The organism is Acinetobacter sp. Tr-809 (assembly GCF_011753255.1).
In the GTDB taxonomy this organism is placed as follows: domain Bacteria; phylum Pseudomonadota; class Gammaproteobacteria; order Pseudomonadales; family Moraxellaceae; genus Acinetobacter.
This window is the reverse complement of the sequence record NZ_VWVZ01000011.1, coordinates 1-17,646: the sequence shown is the minus strand read 5'-3', so window position 1 is coordinate 17,646 and position 17,646 is coordinate 1. Positions and strand designations below refer to the sequence as shown.

Annotated in this window: 17 protein-coding genes; 9 read left to right on the top strand and 8 right to left on the bottom strand. The window is 39.1% G+C overall.

Annotated features, from left to right (window positions below; translation table 11 throughout):
- Positions 1–61 precede the first annotated feature (61 nt).
- From F3J02_RS18110 to F3J02_RS18095, 4 genes are all read left to right on the top strand, one after another.
- A complete protein-coding gene (locus tag F3J02_RS18110) occupies positions 62–415 on the top strand; it encodes a DMT family protein (RefSeq protein ID WP_005186310.1) in 354 nt (117 codons plus the stop codon).
- A 135-nt stretch (positions 416–550) separates the two neighbouring features.
- A complete protein-coding gene (gene purE, locus F3J02_RS18105) occupies positions 551–1,063 on the top strand; it encodes a 5-(carboxyamino)imidazole ribonucleotide mutase (RefSeq protein WP_167251541.1) in 513 nt (170 codons plus the stop codon).
- Positions 1,064–1,235: 172 nt separating this feature from the next.
- Positions 1,236–2,357, top strand: coding sequence for a 5-(carboxyamino)imidazole ribonucleotide synthase (locus tag F3J02_RS18100; protein WP_167251539.1), 1,122 nt, complete (start codon positions 1,236–1,238; stop codon positions 2,355–2,357).
- Between the two features lie 597 nt (positions 2,358–2,954).
- Positions 2,955–4,253 (top strand): lytic murein transglycosylase, encoded by a 1,299-nt coding sequence (locus F3J02_RS18095; protein ID WP_167251537.1) that lies wholly within the window; start codon positions 2,955–2,957, stop codon positions 4,251–4,253.
- Between the two features lie 49 nt (positions 4,254–4,302).
- On the opposite strand, the gene F3J02_RS18090 is transcribed toward F3J02_RS18095, so the two are convergent.
- From F3J02_RS18090 to F3J02_RS18070, 5 genes are all read right to left on the bottom strand, one after another.
- Positions 4,303–4,686: a hypothetical protein gene (locus F3J02_RS18090; RefSeq protein WP_167251535.1), complete on the bottom strand. Its 384-nt coding sequence runs from the start codon at positions 4,684–4,686 to the stop codon at positions 4,303–4,305.
- A 120-nt stretch (positions 4,687–4,806) separates the two neighbouring features.
- On the bottom strand, positions 4,807–5,715 hold the full coding sequence (locus tag F3J02_RS18085; RefSeq protein ID WP_167251533.1) for a matrixin family metalloprotease: 909 nt from the start codon (positions 5,713–5,715) through the stop codon (positions 4,807–4,809).
- Between the two features lie 387 nt (positions 5,716–6,102).
- Complete coding sequence (locus F3J02_RS18080) at positions 6,103–7,014, bottom strand: matrixin family metalloprotease (protein ID WP_167251531.1); 912 nt, start codon at positions 7,012–7,014, stop codon at positions 6,103–6,105.
- Positions 7,015–7,393: 379 nt separating this feature from the next.
- Positions 7,394–8,302: a matrixin family metalloprotease gene (locus F3J02_RS18075; protein ID WP_167251529.1), complete on the bottom strand. Its 909-nt coding sequence runs from the start codon at positions 8,300–8,302 to the stop codon at positions 7,394–7,396.
- Entirely contained in the window at positions 8,299–8,715 is a 417-nt protein-coding gene (locus tag F3J02_RS18070) for a hypothetical protein (protein ID WP_167251527.1), read from the bottom strand. The genes F3J02_RS18075 and F3J02_RS18070 overlap by 4 nt, the downstream gene beginning before the upstream one ends.
- 183 nt (positions 8,716–8,898) lie before the next feature.
- Between F3J02_RS18070 and F3J02_RS18065 the strand changes: the two genes are divergently transcribed.
- Positions 8,899–9,783 carry an MBL fold metallo-hydrolase gene (locus tag F3J02_RS18065; RefSeq protein ID WP_167251525.1) on the top strand — a complete coding sequence of 295 codons (885 nt, stop codon included), beginning with the start codon at positions 8,899–8,901 and terminating at the stop codon, positions 9,781–9,783.
- Between the two features lie 47 nt (positions 9,784–9,830).
- On the opposite strand, the gene dnaK is transcribed toward F3J02_RS18065, so the two are convergent.
- The 3 genes from dnaK to F3J02_RS18050 form a co-directional block, all read right to left on the bottom strand.
- A complete protein-coding gene (gene dnaK, locus F3J02_RS18060) occupies positions 9,831–11,774 on the bottom strand; it encodes a molecular chaperone DnaK (RefSeq protein WP_167251523.1) in 1,944 nt (647 codons plus the stop codon).
- 188 nt (positions 11,775–11,962) lie between these two features.
- Positions 11,963–12,508 carry a nucleotide exchange factor GrpE gene (grpE, locus tag F3J02_RS18055; RefSeq protein WP_167251521.1) on the bottom strand — a complete coding sequence of 182 codons (546 nt, stop codon included), beginning with the start codon at positions 12,506–12,508 and terminating at the stop codon, positions 11,963–11,965.
- 159 nt (positions 12,509–12,667) lie between these two features.
- A complete protein-coding gene (locus F3J02_RS18050; RefSeq protein ID WP_167251519.1) occupies positions 12,668–13,561 on the bottom strand; it encodes a LysR family transcriptional regulator in 894 nt (297 codons plus the stop codon).
- Between the two features lie 107 nt (positions 13,562–13,668).
- Between F3J02_RS18050 and F3J02_RS18045 the strand changes: the two genes are divergently transcribed.
- From F3J02_RS18045 to F3J02_RS18030, 4 genes are all read left to right on the top strand, one after another.
- Positions 13,669–14,523 carry an MBL fold metallo-hydrolase gene (locus tag F3J02_RS18045; RefSeq protein ID WP_167251517.1) on the top strand — a complete coding sequence of 285 codons (855 nt, stop codon included), beginning with the start codon at positions 13,669–13,671 and terminating at the stop codon, positions 14,521–14,523.
- A gap of 381 nt (positions 14,524–14,904) precedes the next feature.
- Entirely contained in the window at positions 14,905–15,141 is a 237-nt protein-coding gene (locus F3J02_RS18040) for a hypothetical protein (protein ID WP_167251515.1), read from the top strand.
- Between the two features lie 360 nt (positions 15,142–15,501).
- Positions 15,502–16,572, top strand: coding sequence for an alpha/beta hydrolase (locus F3J02_RS18035; RefSeq protein ID WP_323127330.1), 1,071 nt, complete (start codon positions 15,502–15,504; stop codon positions 16,570–16,572).
- Between the two features lie 133 nt (positions 16,573–16,705).
- A complete protein-coding gene (locus F3J02_RS18030; protein ID WP_216076290.1) occupies positions 16,706–17,263 on the top strand; it encodes a peptidylprolyl isomerase in 558 nt (185 codons plus the stop codon).
- Positions 17,264–17,646: the final 383 nt, after the last annotated feature.

The window sequence follows — 17,646 nt, the reverse complement described above, 5'->3', positions numbered from 1 at the left end:
CAACGGTTTTACTGGCATGCTATTCCCTATTGTTCAACCCTGATTTGGATAAAAGAACACGATGTTGAGCCCGACACTTTTAGCGCTATGTTTGTTGATTATTTCCAACTGTTTTATGACCTTGGCATGGTATGGGCATCTCAAAATTTTACATGATGCGCCAATCTGGCAAGCGATCTTATTTAGCTGGTGCATTGCCCTGCTGGAATACAGTTTTATGATTCCTGCCACCAAACTGCTTAACCAACATGGCTGGAGTCTGGGTGAAATGAAAATTACTCAGGAAGTAGTTACGTTGATGGTATTTGTGCCATTTATGATTTTTGTATTTAAACAGCCCTTCAAACTCGATTATATCTGGGCGATGTTGTGTTTAATGGGCTGTGTCTACTTTGTTTTTAGAAATCAAAGCTAATTTTCGAAGTGTCAGATAACGCGTTCTTTTGTTGGGGATGCTTGAAAAAACCGCTATAATATTTGCCAATTTATTCCCCTGTGCTTGGCGTAAGTCGAGATACTTGTCTATTTTTATCATGTTTTGGAAAAGCCAATGAATGCGGTCGCAACAGATAGCCAACCTTTAGTCGGAATTATCATGGGTTCTCAATCAGATTGGGCAACACTTGAACATACCGCTAACATGCTCAAACAGTTGGGTGTTCCTTTTGAAGCTGAAGTGGTTTCTGCGCATCGTACGCCAGATCGTTTATTTGAATATGCTGAAACAGCACGTGATCGCGGTATCCAAGTGATTATTGCGGGCGCTGGTGGCGCTGCACATTTACCAGGTATGTGTGCTGCTAAAACTGATTTACCTGTATTGGGTGTACCGGTTAAATCATCAATTTTGAATGGTGTTGATTCATTGCTTTCGATTGTACAAATGCCAGCAGGTATCGCAGTCGGTACTTTGGCAATTGGTCCGGCAGGTGCAACCAATGCTGCAATTATGGCGGCACAGATTTTAGGTTTAACCCGTCCAGACATCGCTAAAAATGTGGCTGACTTCCGTACCGCACAAACAGAAAAAGTATCGAGTAATAACATTCCTGGTCATGAATGAGGACAAGCAAAGCAACGCTTAACCTGAATGCAAGACGAGGACTTTGTCCGAGTGAGAGGATAAGCAAACTTAAAGCATTGCTTTAAGGCTTTGCCCTGAGGAGCGTAAGCTCCGCAAGAAGACGAGTAAGAATGTTGCTTTAAGGATTTGCCCGAGCAAAAGAGTTACAGATATGAATAAAACGATTGGCATTTTTGGTGGTGGGCAGCTAGGCCGGATGATGGCGCAAGCAGCGTTACCACTTAATATTCAATGCACCTTCTTTGAAGCAGAAACAGATTGTCCTGCTGCGATTTTGGGTCCAGTCTTTTCGAGTCAAGCGGCACAGGGCTTACAAGATTTTATTGCAAGTGCAGATGTATTTAGTCTTGAATTTGAAAATACGCCTGTTACAGATGTTGATGTTTTGACGCAAAGCAAAACTTTGCACCCTCCTCGCCTTGCTTTGGCGACTGCACAAAATCGTTTAGCTGAAAAACGTTTGTTCGATGAGTTAAGTATTCCTGTTGCGCCGTATCGTGCTGTGGATAGCTTAGAGAGCTTAAAACAAGCGGTATCTGATCTTGGATTACCCATCGTCTTAAAAACCGTAACTGGTGGCTATGATGGTAAGGGTCAATTCGTTTTACGTTCTGAAGATCAAATTGAAAAAGCTTGGGCTGAATTAGGTCCTGCAAAAAGTTTGGTCGCAGAAAGTTTTGTCAAATTCAGCCGTGAAGTATCGATCATCGCGGTACGTGGACAAAATCGTGATGTGAAAACTTGGGCTTTGGCCGAGAATCACCATCATAATGGCATCTTGTCACACTCAATCGTACCTGCACCAAATAGCGCTGATTTACAGCCTGTTGCGCAAGACTATATTACCCGTTTGTTGAAGCACTTAGATTACGTGGGTGTTCTCACACTTGAACTATTTGTCACAGAACAAGGTTTATGCGCCAATGAAATGGCGTGTCGTGTGCATAATTCAGGACATTGGTCAATTGAAGGCGCGATTTGCTCGCAATTTGAAAACCATATTCGTGCGGTTGCAGGTTTACCATTGGGTGCAACTGAAGTGATTCGCCCAAGTGTGATGATCAATATTATTGGTCAGCATCCCAAGTCAGAAGATGTTTTGGCACTAAATGGCGCGCATTTACATCTCTATAATAAGTCTGAACGTACGGGTCGTAAGCTAGGACATATTACTTTGATGCCAAATCATTCAGATGATTTAACAAGTTTATGCCGTCAATTGGCGAAAATATTACCTGTTCCATTGGCATTAACCGATGATATGAGCATCTAAACTTATCCACAACACCTAAAAAAGCGATCTTTGGATCGCTTTTTTTATTTCATATGCTTTTTAAATTTAAAAATAGAGAAAGGATTTATTGTGGATAACTTGTTTTTGATATTTTGAATTTAAAATAGTGGGGGTTGTTTGAATTTAAATGACAGTGGATAAGTGTCTATGGGTTTTAAATTCAAAACGAGGGTATTGTTTTAAATTTGAAACTGAGGGGATGATTAGCTTTTAAATTTAAATTGCTGGGTTGTGGATATCTGTTTTTCCTATAATAACTTCATAAAAAATATGGGTTTGTTATCCTTGTGGGGTCCTGTTTGAAACAATCACTCGTTTATATGGAAAAATGAATTTAAAAGTGGATAAGTTTTAAATTTAAAACCGACTTGTTGTCCAGTGGTGATATTTTTGAATTTAAACAAACCTTGTTGATAACTTTTAAATTTAAAATAAAGCCTGAATTATGAATTTAAAAACAGGGTTTTAAATTTAAAAACCGCCAAATGAATTTAAAGTTACGTTTCCAAACTATACATCTTCATAGAGCGTGTTAAGGTGGAGAGGAAATTTAAATTCAAAAGTTTTGGTTCAGACATGAAACGTCATTTTTCTTTTTTTCTAGGCACTGCCTTATTTACTTTTTTCAATCAGGCGCATGCCGAGCTTGTGATTAACGGTGCAACAGTTTCGACACCGACCACAACAGCAGCTGTTACCAGCAGTAATTATACGCCAAATTCCAATTTTCAGGGTTGTATTGCCAATTTACGTTCACAGGCGATTGCATCGGGTGTATCAGGTGCAACGTATGATCGCTATACGCAAAATTTGACGCCTGATTATTCTGTAATTGATAAATTAAATTATCAGCCTGAATTTTCAACACCAATTTGGGATTATTTGTCGGGCCTTGTGGATAACGAGCGCGTACAAGCTGGACAGCAAAAATTAAATCAACATCGTGCAGTATTGAACCGAGTTGAGCAGGCTTATGGAGTACCTGCTGAAACGGTCGTAGCAGTGTGGGGTGTCGAAAGTAACTATGGTGATATTTCGGGTAAATATCCTTTATTACAGGCATTGGGTACTTTGAGCTGTGAAGGTCGTCGTCAAAGTTATTTCCGTGGTGAGTTTTTTGCCACCATGCGTATTTTACAACGTGGCGATTTAACCCAAGACCAACTTTATGGTTCATGGGCTGGTGCGTTTGGCCATACTCAATTTATGCCATCAACTTATGAACGTTTAGCCGTCGATTTCGATGGAGATGGCCGCCGTGATTTGGTTTCAAGTACCACCGATGCACTGGCTTCGACAGCTAATTTCTTAAAACGAGCAGGGTGGCAAACTGGCATGCCGTGGGGTTTTGAAGTCAAAATTCCACAAGGGATGTCGATCTCTGGTGAAAGTCGTCGTAATAAGAAAGCACTGAATAGCTGGATTGCGCAAGGGGTCACCCGCGCTGATGGTACTGCATTGATTCAAGGTAATTTATCGGGCAGTACACCAGCTGGTTTGATTTCACCAGCGGGTGCCAATGGCCCATTATTCCTAGTATTTAAAAATTTCGATGCAATTTATAGTTATAACGCGGCTGAAAGCTATGGTTTAGCCATTGCGCATTTATCCGATCGTTTACGTGGGGGTACCCCATTTTTAACTGCTTGGCCAACCGATGATGCTGGGACATCCCGTGCAGAACGTCGTGAAATTCAACAGTTTTTAGTGCAACGTGGCTATGATATTGGTGCAGTCGATGGTTTGATTGGTGATAAAAGCCGACAAGCAATTCGCCAAGAACAAACCCGCTTAGGTTTGAACCCGACTGGACGCGCAGGGCAGCAGATTCTTCGTGCGTTCCGTCAAGAACAAGCGAAGCAAATGATGCGGTAAATTTATATCAGATAAAATAAAAAGGTCTGCCAAGTGCAGACCTTTTTAATTAAGGCGCAGTATCTAGTTTAACTGCTTCTAAAATATCAAAAATCACAGCGGTGACATCTTGGCTTAAATCACGATCATTAAAGATTTCGTAAGCTGTGATGGTAACATCGGTATCACTAGGTAATTGTTTTTGTTCTTCTTCAATCAAGTGTTCGATCGGTAATAGTGTTTGTTTGATCTCAAGGTGCAATACTTCATCATAAGCAAGATTTTCATCTTCAAGCTCTAACTCTTGCTCATTGAAATAGGGAATTAAGATGGCATGGAGATAAGGGCTAATATCTTGAATATTCAAGAGTTCGATATCACGAGTTTGTTCAATCGTACTGATGTGGTCGTTCACTTCAATTAAGATATGATAATAACTCATGCTGATCTCCATTAAGGCTAAGATGATGTTTTATCATCACAATAACATGAATAAATCAAAAGAATCGACCCATTCTTGTTATTGCTTAGCAGATCATCTTATATCTACCTATTATGTTTTATTGATCTGTTTTTAATCAGCTAAACCTAGTAGCTTTAGATCAGTATCAGTCAGTTGAAAATCTTTCGCATCTTGATCTTTAATACGTGGATACATCAAAGATCTTGGATCACGAGTATGCTTTAGACCCAAAGCATGACCAAATTCGTGTGCTAAGGTTAAACGTAAGTCATCAGTTGATGAAAATTCATAAATAAAAATCTGTTTTCCATCAAATTGACCTTTGTGTAGCACTTCAGGTTTAAATGTCTCATTAAAATCATTTACTGAAGCACTTAACTGTTGATGGACTTGTTTTGATTTTTCAGCTTTTGCCTGACTTTGCTGGACTTTTTGGTTGTATTCCGTAATTTTTGCCTGCAACTTTTGGGCTTGTTGCTGCAATTGTTGTTGCTGTTTTTGCAGTGCAGTGAACAATGCTTTATTGTTACTGTCTGCTTTATATTGTGCTAAGCCTTGCTGATACTGTTGCGCCTGAGTTTCATAAGCTTTCTTTTGTAGCTCAAGTTGTGCATTGCTTTCTACTAAATCAGCATTGGTTTTCTGCAACTTCTCATTTCTATTCAACCAATTCTGTTGTTCTTGCTCAAGTTGGCTCAAACTTTCAGCACGTTTCATGCTGCGAATTTGTCGTTGGTCAAAAACGAGATTAATCACGAAATCTGCATCAGGATCATAAACAAAATATTTTTGACCGGTATTCTTTTCCCAAATTGCAGCTGCTTGTTTACTTAAGTCGATCATTTGCTGTGGATTGATGTTCAAGCGAGGGTCAAGTTCAGCAATGCGATAGCGCAACGGTTGTTCTGTGCTGTAGCGAACTTGTGACTGTGCTGGAGCAGTCGCGCTAATTTTAGCAAAAGTCGAGACTGGGGCTAGCACGGTAAAACATGCAGCCAAAACGAGAGATAAAAGACGCATAATAGGAGATAAAGCTTGAAAGAGGTCACATTTTAGTCAAAAAAAATCAGTAGTCAAATTGATGGAAGAAGGTTCAACTTATGAGTTTTAACGATATTTCTGGAAAATGAATAAAAATACATTTGTAGACATATTGGTAAAAAAACGAGATAAAAAAACAGAGTTTGTTTATTAAATGATCTAAAACCAATGCCAGAACAACTGTTTATTTTTTATTTTTAATGTATTCAATCTTTAAGAGATGATCAAAGTGTGTTGCAAAAACATTTTTTTACATCTCTAAAAATACATTCCATTTCACATAAAATATTTATTTATTTGTACAAAAACTATACTTAAAGTCTATTGGTTGTTAATTCTTGTAAAGTATTCATGCTGTATGGGTCATTAATAAATGGCTTTTACCAAATCTTTATCTGAGTCGGTTAGCGCAAACTGTTGGAAATTTTGCTTTTGGATCACAGGGTACATCAGTGAGCTTGGGTCATTGGTATGCTCTAAACCAAGCGCATGACCAAATTCATGTGCTAAGGTCAAACGCAAATCATTGGTAGAAGAAAATTCATAAATCAGGATTTGTTTGCCGTTAAAGTGACCTTTATGGAATAAATGTGGTTGAAATACCTGATTAAATTGGCTTGCTGATGCAACCAGTTGTTGATTGGTTTGATTTAGATTCTGAATGCGCTGATTGAGCTGCTGTGTACGCTGGTTATGTTCTTGAACTTCGCGTTGTAACATTAAAGACTGTTGTTCTAAGGCCCTTTGTCTTTGTGAAAATTGTTGAGCCAAATCTTTAGAACTTGAACGTGTTTGGTTGAAACGCAAAACTTCGGTATTGTATTGCTGGAATTGGAGATTGAGCTGTGCCTGTTTACTGGTGATTAAAGCCGTTGTTCTTTGAATTTCCGCTTTAAGTTGTTGTAATTGTAGATTTTGATTTTCCCACTGTTTTTGTTGTTGTTTCAGTTGATCTAGACCTTGTAGGCGATCCGTGCTGCGTTGTTGACGCTCGTCAAAGATTAAATTGATGCTGAATTCGGCTTGTGGATCATAAATAAAGTTTTGCTGTCCTGTTTCTTGTTCCCAAAGTTTGGCTGCTTGTTGGGTGAGTTCGAGGACTTGTTGTTGGCTTAAATTAAAGCGTGGATCAATATCAGCTATACGATAATGCACTATTTTTTTTGTGGTTTGGTGTCGATGAGCATCCATATGATTGATGTTTGCTTGTGCGTTGCCTAACTGAGGTATGCTGACACTTAAACAAGCAATAAAGAATGCTAGATAATGAAATCGCATTGTGAAATCCCCCAAATAAAACTTATTTTTCATCATTATTTTGTGGGCGTCAAAATGCTATGTATTTAATAAATAAAACTAAAAAATGTGATTTTGTTCTAATAAATAAAAAATTGGATCGAGTGATTTGCACAATAAAAAAATCAATAAAATGTTTGTTTTTTGATCGTAAGTTAAAAAATATCAAGGGATTAAATTGATAAAAGCACAAATTAGGTTGGTGGAGTGCAAAAAATCAGCCAATTGTTAACTTTTGTAAAATTAATGCGAAGTTGAAAAGTTTTTTACTTTTTAGTTAAAAATTGCTGGATTGTGACATTTATAGTCCATCCAATTTGAATCATTTTTAGGGGGATTAGACCATAACAATTTACTGTGATTATCTTGCGAGTAAAAGAGAGAGGTCTGCTTGGGTCAAACGGAAATGCGTTGTATTTTGATCTCTCATAATGGGATACATCAGTGCTTGAGGATCATCACTATGCTCTAAACCCAAAGCATGACCTAGCTCATGTGCGATGGTTAAACGTAAATCATCTGGAGATTCAAACTCATAAATTAATATTTGTTTGCCATTAAATAGACCTTTATGAAATAAATGTGGCTTAAAGCGTTGTTTGTATTGGCTGACCGAAGCATTGAGCTGCTGGTCTAAACTATTCAACTCATCAACTTGCTGATTTAACTGAATGATTCTCTGATTATATTGATCAATTTCTTGCTGTAGTAACTGCACATTTTGAGATAAGGCATGTTGCTGTTGTTGGAAATATTCAAGATTGGCAAAAGAGCTGGGATGCCGTTGTGCATTTTGCTGTTCTAGATTGTAGCGTTGGATTTGCTGATTTAGTTGCTGTTGTTTTGAGTCGAGAAGCTGCTTACTACGTAGGATTTCCTGTTCAATCTGATCAAGCTGCTGCTTTTTCTCTACCCAGTGTTGTTGATTCGATTTAAGCTGGCTAAGGTGTTCGCGACGTTGTTCGCTTTCCATTTGACGCTCATCATAGATCAGGTGAATCGCGAGCTGAGCATTGGGGTCATAGACAAAATAATCTTGCCCTGTGCCATCTTTCCAGATTTGGGTTGCTTGTTGGCTAATGGCTTGTACTTGCTCGATACTGAGTTTAAAACGAGGATCGACTTCGGCAATACGATAGCGTAGGCGTGTATCAAGTGGGCTGCTAATTCGATCAGTGAGCGAATTAAATTTAAGTTGTGGGTGTTGGCGGGTTTGATAACCCGACCAGAGTATAAAGAGGAGCAACGCAATAATGAAGGCGAGTTTCATTCAGTATTTTTTTTAAATAAAGGTTGGTACAGACTGGGTATGACTAAAATTCCCCAGATGAGTGTAGAGAGAATGTTGCCTAGCTCATAAAAAATAGCACCTAGACCAGACATAAATGTCCATGAATAGCTCGGTAAAAGATAAATAAGTAACAGTGGGAAAAAACTATAGACATAAATCTTTCTTGCCCATTCTTTAAATAGTAGCAAGCCAATCAATACAATAATAAAACCAACCGAAATTATGCCTGAGATGAAAAGTTCCCATTGTTGAGGGTCTTTTGTTAATAGTTCATTAATTGCAATTGAGGTTTCATCGTATGCATCAAATATGACACTTATCAAAATACTAAGTAGGGAAAAGATAAGCATTAATCTAAATTTGGTTTTGCTCAGTACGGGATCTGTTTTCATCTTCTATCTAGGTATCATTCTTTTAGTGCTTTGGATTATACAGAAAAAAGTTTAGCTTATTTAAACTGCTTTGCTGATGATGCGATTAGTTTGGAAGTGTTGTTCAATTACTTGTTATTCATTGGAACAGCTGCCATATTGAATTTTATTGCTGAATATCAATAAAAATGCAAAGGAATATGCATGCTGAAATATCTACTCAAAGCGCCTGAGGCTGCATGGGCTGCGGCTTCACCCGCAGCAGCAAAAGCAGAAAATCTAAAAATCAAATATTTGGGGACAGCAGGGTTTATCTTGTCTGATTCCAATCGAACTCTGGTGCTCGATCCTTTTATCAGCCGTCCAAATCTCTGGCAGACTTTGACCCAGCCGTTATGTAGCGATCCCGCTTTGGTCAAACACTATATTCCATATGCAGATGAGGTACTGATTGGGCATGCGCATTATGACCATATTTTGGATGCACCAGAGCTTTGCAAACAAACAGGGGCTCGTTTGATCGGTTCGGAAGCGAGTTTAATGTATGGGCGTTCCGCAGGCTTGCTTGAGCAACAGATGCAAGCCACGCAGGGAAGGGAGGTGATTCACTGTGGCGAGTGGCAAGTGGTCGGTTTACCTTCAATTCACGGTAAAGCACTGTTTGGTCGTATTCCATTACCAGGAGATATGACCACACCACCGCCTTTTCCACCGAAGTTTCATCAGTTGCGACATGGCTTAGTCTTGAACTGGTGGATTGATACAGGGCAACTGCGAGTTGTTCACATTGATTCTGCGGATTTTATTGAGCAAGAGCTGCAGGGCAGACAGGCAGATATCGTGTGTCTTTGCACGATAGGGCGTAAATATCGTCCAAACTATGTCAAAGATGTGGTGCGGTTATTGAAACCGAAATACATTATTCCATGCCACTGGGATACGATGGTGACGCCGATTGATGCGCCACCGCAGTTGTTGCCAGGGGTAAATATTCCTGAGTTTATTGAAGAAATAAAAGCTTGTGGTGTCGTGCCTTTGTTTATGCCGATTTTGGGTGAGCTATATTTTGACCAATCTGTAAAAGTTTAAGGCATAAAAAAACCGCGCTTGCGCGCGGTCTTTTTTAAAGAGACAAATTATTTTTTGTCATCTTTTACTTCTGTGAACTCAGCATCTACAACGCCATCGTCCGCTTTCTGTTGTTGACCAGCATCACCACCTTGGAATGCATTTGGATCAAAACCTTCTGCACCGCCAGCACCTTGCGCTTGTTCATAAGCACGTTGAGTGATTGGCATCAAGATGTTTTGTAAAGCTTCAGTTTTCGCTTTGATGTCTTCAACATCATTTTCTTTGGTAGCTGCTTCAAGCTCAGAAACCGCAGTCGCGATCGCAGTTTTTTCATCTTCAGTAACTTTATCACCAAGATCTTTTACTGCTTTGTTTGAGCTAGAAACTAAAGCATCCGCTTCGTTGCGTGCTTTTGCTAACTCTTCAAACTTACGGTCTTCTTCTGCATTCGCTTCAGCATCTTTGATCATTGCTTCGATTTCAGCATCAGACAAACCTGAGTTTGCTTTGATCTGGATCGATTGCTCTTTACCAGTGCTCTTATCTTTCGCAGATACTTTTAAGATACCGTCAGCATTGATGTCGAACGATACTTCAATTTGCGGTACACCACGTGGAGCAGGTGGGATATCGCCTAATTGGAAGTTACCCAACAATTTGTTTTGTTGAGCCATTTTACGTTCACCTTGGAACACTGAAATGTCTACAGCAGGCTGGTTATCAGCAGCAGTCGAGAACACTTGAGATTTCTTCGCAGGAATCGTGGTGTTTTTCTCAATGATCGCTGTTAATACGCCACCCATGGTTTCGATACCAAGTGTTAACGGTGTTACATCTAATAAAAGCACGTCAGTTTTGTCACCAGACAATACCGCACCTTGAATCGCTGCACCAATCGCAACTGCTTCATCAGGGTTCACGTCTTTACGTGGCTCTTTGCCAAAGAATTCTTGTACTTTTTGTTGTACAAGTGGCATACGAGACTGACCGCCCACCAAGATCACGTCAGAGATGTCAGAAGTCGAAAGACCAGCATCTTTAAGTGCAATACGGCAAGGCTCAATTGTACGAGCAACTAAGTCAGCCACTAAACCTTCAAGTTTTGCACGTGTTACGTTGATCACTAAGTGTTTAGGACCAGTCGCATCAGCCGTGATGTATGGAAGGTTGATTTCAGTTGCATTTGACGAAGAAAGCTCGATTTTTGCTTTTTCAGCAGCTTCTTTCAAACGTTGTAACGCAAGTGGATCATTTTTCAAGTTCACACTTTGTTCTTTCTTGAATTCTTCAACCAAGAATTCAATTAACGCGTTATCAAAGTCTTCACCACCAAGGAAAGTATCACCGTTTGTTGATAACACTTCGATTTGTTGGTCGCCATCAAGGTCAGCGATTTCAATGATTGATACGTCGAATGTACCGCCACCTAAGTCATAAACCGCGATTTTACGATCGCCTTCTTTTTTGTCCATACCGAACGCAAGTGCCGCAGCAGTTGGTTCGTTGATGATACGTTTAACATCAAGACCTGCAATTTTACCTGCATCTTTAGTTGCTTGACGTTGTGCATCGTTAAAGTAAGCAGGAACAGTAATCACTGCTTCAGTAACGGTTTCACCTAAATAGTCTTCTGCTGTTTTTTTCATCTTTTTCAAGATTTCAGCAGAGATTTGTTGAGGTGCTAATTTTTTATCGTTTACTTCAACCCAAGCATCGCCATTGTCAGCTTTGATGATTTTGTAAGGTACAAGACCGATGTCTTTTTGTACCGCTTGATCTTCATAACGACGACCAATTAAACGCTTGATTGCGAATAATGTGTTTTTTGGGTTAGTTACAGCCTGACGCTTTGCACTTTGACCAACTAAGATCTCGCCATCTTTGTATGCAATGATTGATGGAGTTGTGCGTGCGCCTTCTGCATTTTCAATTACTTTTACTTTATCGCCTTCAAGTACAGCAACACATGAGTTGGTAGTACCTAAGTCAATACCAATAATTTTTGCCATTGTTTGTGTTCCTCTAAAATTTTGTGAATCCTCAGATTTCCTCCCTTGTTACAGGGACGTTGAAAGAGGATTTTCTTGTTATTCGATATGAGAGTTAATCGGTTTTTTTCAAGCATTTTTATGAAAAAAAATCAAAAAACTCTCAAATTTTTGCAATTTTGAGCAAATAAATACGTTGCTCGCCTGAATTATTGACCCACCATTACCATTGCTGGTCGGAGTAGACGACCATTTAAGGTATAGCCTTTCTGTAAAACAGCACCAATTAGATTGGCTTGAGCCGTTGGATCGATGCCAACAGCTTGGTGTAAATCCGCATTGAAGCCATTTTGTGTATCAGCTTCGACCACACCAAATTTTTCAAGCGTCGTTAATAGTGATTTCAAAGTGAGCTTAATCCCTTCAAGCACAGGGGTTTGCTCTTCACCAGCAGCTTGAATCGCACGTTCTAGGTTGTCGACAGAATCCAATAATTCTTTCGCAAATTTTTCCAGCACAGTCTCTTTATGCTTTTCAGATTCACGTTGAATACGTTCAACGCTTTTTTGTGCTTCATAAACAGCATTGGCTGTACGTGCTTTTTCTAGTTTCAAGCTTTCTTCGAGTTTAGTGATTTGCGCTTGTAAATCTTCAACGCTAAGCTCGTTTGCTTGCTCTACACCTTCAGCTTGAGTTTGTTCAGCCTGTTGCTCATTTTGAATGTCTTGAGCTTGCTCATTGTGCTCATTAGCCATTGATGATCTCCGTTGAAAAAAGTTCTTAAACATGTACAGTCCTTTTAGCGTGAATGCTCATAGGGTTAAACCCGAACTGCCACATCTTGGTCATTCATAGATAGGGATGAAGTATGGGCAAGGCGACAAAATTCAAGCGTTCAGGTCGATTTAAATCTTTTAATTTTGTTGATTTAGGTAAAAACTTAAGTTTTCGATCACAAAAGCAATAAATTCTTGAGTTATTTTCGGCAAATGCTGTCTTGATGCATAGACTAAAGACAAGGTCAGGTCTGGTGCGGAAAAATCAGAAAATACCTGTTGTAAACGTTGATGAGCAATATCTTTGCGTACCAATAAAGTTGGCAACATGGCAATGCCTTGTGCCTTGAGACACATTTGATAAAGCGCGATCACGTCATTGCTTTTAAACGTAACATTTAAAGGATAGTTCTGGGGTTGCTGATCTGTATCAAACAATGTCCAGTATTGATTATGGGTATGATGAGCAATACATTCATGTTGAATGAGTTGACTAGGATGCAACAGGGGAGTGTGATCCTGTAAATAGTGGGGATGCGCGCAAAAGATAGATTCAATCTGACAGACTGGACGAGCAATCAGCCCATCCGCGACTTTCTGGGTAATGCGTAGAGCAAGATCAACATGCGCATCCATTAAGTCGACGGTATTTTCAGTTAAATACACATCAAAATGAATCTGCGGATAGCGTTTCTTAAACTGTTTAATACATTCATTGACCCCCAATTGAAACAGAAACAAGCCACAGGTAAAGCGAATCGTCCCACTATGTTGTTCAGGGGCGGCCAATCCTTCGAGCAAGTGTTGCTGCTGTAAAATATTTTCACAATAGACCAGTGCTTTTTCACCTGCTGGGGTCAGTGAAACTTTACGGGTATTGCGTTGAAACAGACGAGTTGAAAAGGTTTGTTCAAGGTGTTCTAAATAGCGAGACACCATGGCTTTAGAGTAATCTAAATGTTCGGCTGCTTTGCTGAGATTGCCCTGATGGGCAATACATACGAAGACTTGAATGGCTTTTAAGGTATCCATGTTTATTATCATTGTTGCAAGATATGCAACATTTTATCTTAATTTAGAGTGTTTATTCAGCAATAATTGCAATTTAAAGTGTTCCTTATCAGATTGGAGACGATAAGATGAACACCAAACCTTATATCATTGCTTTATCCACTTTAGCGGCAACATCTGCGGCTTTTGCACAAGACTTAAAAATTCAAAACTTTTTGGCTCAGCCTGAGCACTTCGGTGTGACCTCAACCCTAATTGAAGGTGACAAAGAAGTCTTATTGGTGAATGCCCAATTTTCTAAATCAGAAGCATTGCGTATCGCTGCTGACATTCTAGATAGTGGTAAAACCTTAAAAACGATTTTTGTCAGCTATGGCGATCCAGACTTCTATTTTGGTTTAGATGTGTTTAAGCAATACTTTCCGAATGTGCAGGTGATTGCGACCCCTGAAACAGTGAAGCATATTCAGGATACACAAGCGCTGAAAGTACAGTATTGGGGACCAAAAATGGGTGCCAATGCACCGAGCAAGATTATTGTTCCACAAGCGTATACGGCTAAAACCTTAAAATTAGAAAATGAAAATATCGAAATCAAAGGTAACAAAGAACTGACTTATTTATGGATTCCGAGTGCCAAAGCCGTTGTCGGTGGCATTCCGGTGTCATCTGGTATTCATCTGTGGACAGCTGATACCCCAACAGCTAAAGATCGTGCAGAAGTGGTACAGACTTTAGAAAGTATTAAGGCCTTAAATCCACAAGTAGTTGTACCTGCTCATATGAAAGCGGGTTCAGCGGAAGGATTGGATGCGGTGAATTTCTCAATTGACTATTTAAAGCAATATGAGAAAGCAGTCAAAGTAACCAAGAACTCAGCTGAATTAATCCAAATGATGCAAAAACAGTATCCTGCTTTAGGTGAATCAAGCAGCTTAGAGTTAGGTGCTAAAGTGGTTAAAGGCGAGATGAAATGGCCTTAATGCCGGGTAGATAAGATGAAGAACCGTGATGAGCAGTCACGGTTTTTTTATGGGTGCTACATTTATTTTTAATTAAAATTACCCAATTGTAATCTTTTGAGAAGCTTATGCAGTGTTTCTATGAATTATCAAAAAATAAGATAAACGCTTTTTTACAGGCAAAATAAAAATGAAATTACTTAGACCAGAACAGCTTAGCCATTTTGTTTGATTTAAAAAATATGTGAAACATCAACATGGTTGGTTTAAGAAAAGTTTCAAAACAATGCAGCTTACATAACAAACTGCAACTAATCCGCATCACGTCCAAGAAAAAAATTGTGAATTATAGGCAACGCAAAGACAACTTTGCTTTTTGTCATAAATGAAAGGAAATACACAATGAAAAAGTTAGCATTGATCTCTATGGTTGTATCTGGTGTTGCATTAACAGCTGTAGGTTGCTCGACTCAAGGTGGTTTGGATGCTTCAGGCTCTGCTCAAACTAGTGCAAGCCCAACAGGCGTACAAGGCGGTGTTGGTGTACAAGCAGGTTCATCAGTTGATGTTCAACCTGGTGGCGTTTCTGCTGATGTTTCTGGTTCGGCATCCGGTTCAGCTGGTACGACTGCGCAATAATTTTTTAGGTTTAAGTTGGCTTCGTATAAGATTGAACATTAGATGCCGCATGCAATCTTACGAATGTACTGCTATACATTGCGCGAAGTTGACTTAATTCATAAAACTGACACTTTTGAAGTGCTATAAAACTAGAACGAATTCATTGGTTCTAGTTTTATTGATTTAACAAAAAATGTTAAAACATCATTTAATTGACATAAAAAGTGGATATGAATAAGCACTATGGTTAATGACTTTTTGATAATAGCCCTTTAGCGTACGACATATTTTTCAAATCTTGAACTTGATCTAAGACTTTAGAAAAGCATATAGTCGAAGACAACAAGAATTATGGACAGAGCGAAGAAGGGGACAGAAGTGACAGCATTACCTCAAAGAATTCAAACAATTTTAGATAAAGGACAAGGTCCTGCTGCACGAGCACTTGATAAGCTCCCCAAAATTGTACAAGAGTCTCTCGCTAAGCTTTTGGCTTATCCATACCAATATCCAGATTTAGACTCATTTACCAAATGCCTGATGGCAGTTCAAATTAAACAAGGCCGTATTGGTTTTATTGGTGATGATCCGATAGAGTCTCGTCGTCAGTTTGATGCACAAATGTTGGCAATTATTAATAAGCCGACATCGATTGAATCGGTTGAAGATATTCGTCTTCCTTTGCAAAGCGGGACAGTCTTTGCTAGACATTATCATCCTGCGCCCAATAAGAAATTGCCGATCATCGTGTTTTATCATGGTGGTGGTTTTGTGGTGGGCGGTTTGGATACCCATGACGAAGCTTGTCGTATAATTGCCAAGTACGCAAAAGTACAAGTACTCAGTATTGATTATCCACTAGCACCAGAAGCATCACCACAACTGTTGATCAAATCATGTGAAGATGCATTGGCATGGGTTTATCAAAATCGCCGTCAGTTAAAAATCTATAAAAATCGTATCGCAGTTGCAGGGGATAGTGCTGGTGGTAATATTAGTACTGTGGTTGCACAGCATTCTGTAGGCAAAGCCTATGCACCACAAGCACAGCTATTGATTTATCCAGTCGTTGATTTCAAAAGCCGCCATCCATCGTTTTATGCTTATGGTGAGGGCTTGGTGTTGACCAGTAAAGATGTGGATTATGTGACTGACTATTATGCGACACGGCATGATGTTGCATTAGATGACCCTTTAATCTCACCAACCTATGGAAGTCTCAGAAAGTTGGCACCTGCTTATGTGATTACTGCAGGACATGACTTGCTGCATGATGAGGGAGCGATCTATAGTCATAAACTTAGACAAAATGGTGTCAAAGTCCAATATGTTGATTACCCAGATCAGACACATGGCTTTATCAACCTCACACCCGTCTCAAGTAAGGCAAAACGCAATACCATTGAAGTTGCCAAAAGCTTTAGAAAGTTTTGGGATAAACATAGTTAATAATGTCTGAGCCGATGTTTCACGTGAAACATCGGTTTTTTGTTTTAACGATAACAAATAGAAATAGCAAAAAAGAATGAGCAAAACTAAGATGAGCATTCACAACAAATCTATGTTCAAGCCGAGAAAAGCAATGATGAAAAAGTTGTTCATGACAACAGGTTTAATTCTGGCAAGCAGCCATTTATTTGCAAATACCATGGTTGATATGAAAACCAGTATGGGGAACATTGAAATTGAACTTTTTGATGATAAAGCACCTGTATCTGCAAAGAACTTTGAAAGCTATGTAAAAAGCAACTTTTATACAGGCACAATTTTCCATCGTGTTATTCCAGGTTTTATGGTGCAGGGTGGTGGTCTAGATGCAAATATGATTGAGAAGACAACTAAAGCTCCAATTGTAAATGAAGCAAGCAATGGCTTGAAAAATACTCGCGGTACTTTGGCGATGGCACGTACGCAAAACCCAAACTCTGCAAGTAGTCAATTCTTTATTAATGTTGCTGACAATAACTTTTTAAATAAGTCACCAATGGATGCGGGTTACGCTGTATTTGGTAAAGTGACTAAAGGTATGGATATTGTCGATAAGATCGTAAATGTACCAACGGCAAACTACGGAATGCATCAAAATGTACCGAAACAGCCGATTAAAATTATCAGCGTACAGATAAAGAACAGTAAGTAAAAAACAAAGCAGAAATATGTTTAAAATATTTCTGCTTTAATTTTATGTGCTTACGACAATTATGCTGATTTGTTAAACAGATTGGTGTGTAAAAAAAGAACACTCAATAAAACAAGGGTTTAAAAAGACTTGCGTACCAAAAAAAATCTCCTATAATGCACACATCCCGACGCGATGAAGCAAAAATAACTTAGCTTTACTGGTTAAGTTGTTAAATATTTATTGCGTTGATTTGCCACCGACGAGGTGGTGAAATGATCATTAAGAGAATAGAAGAACAACTTGTGTGGATTTTTACTGATTGATCGATCGAAAATATTTCATTGATTGAATGGTAAAAATTTCTCGAAGTTTATTTGAGCGAATTTTTAGTCAGAAAATTG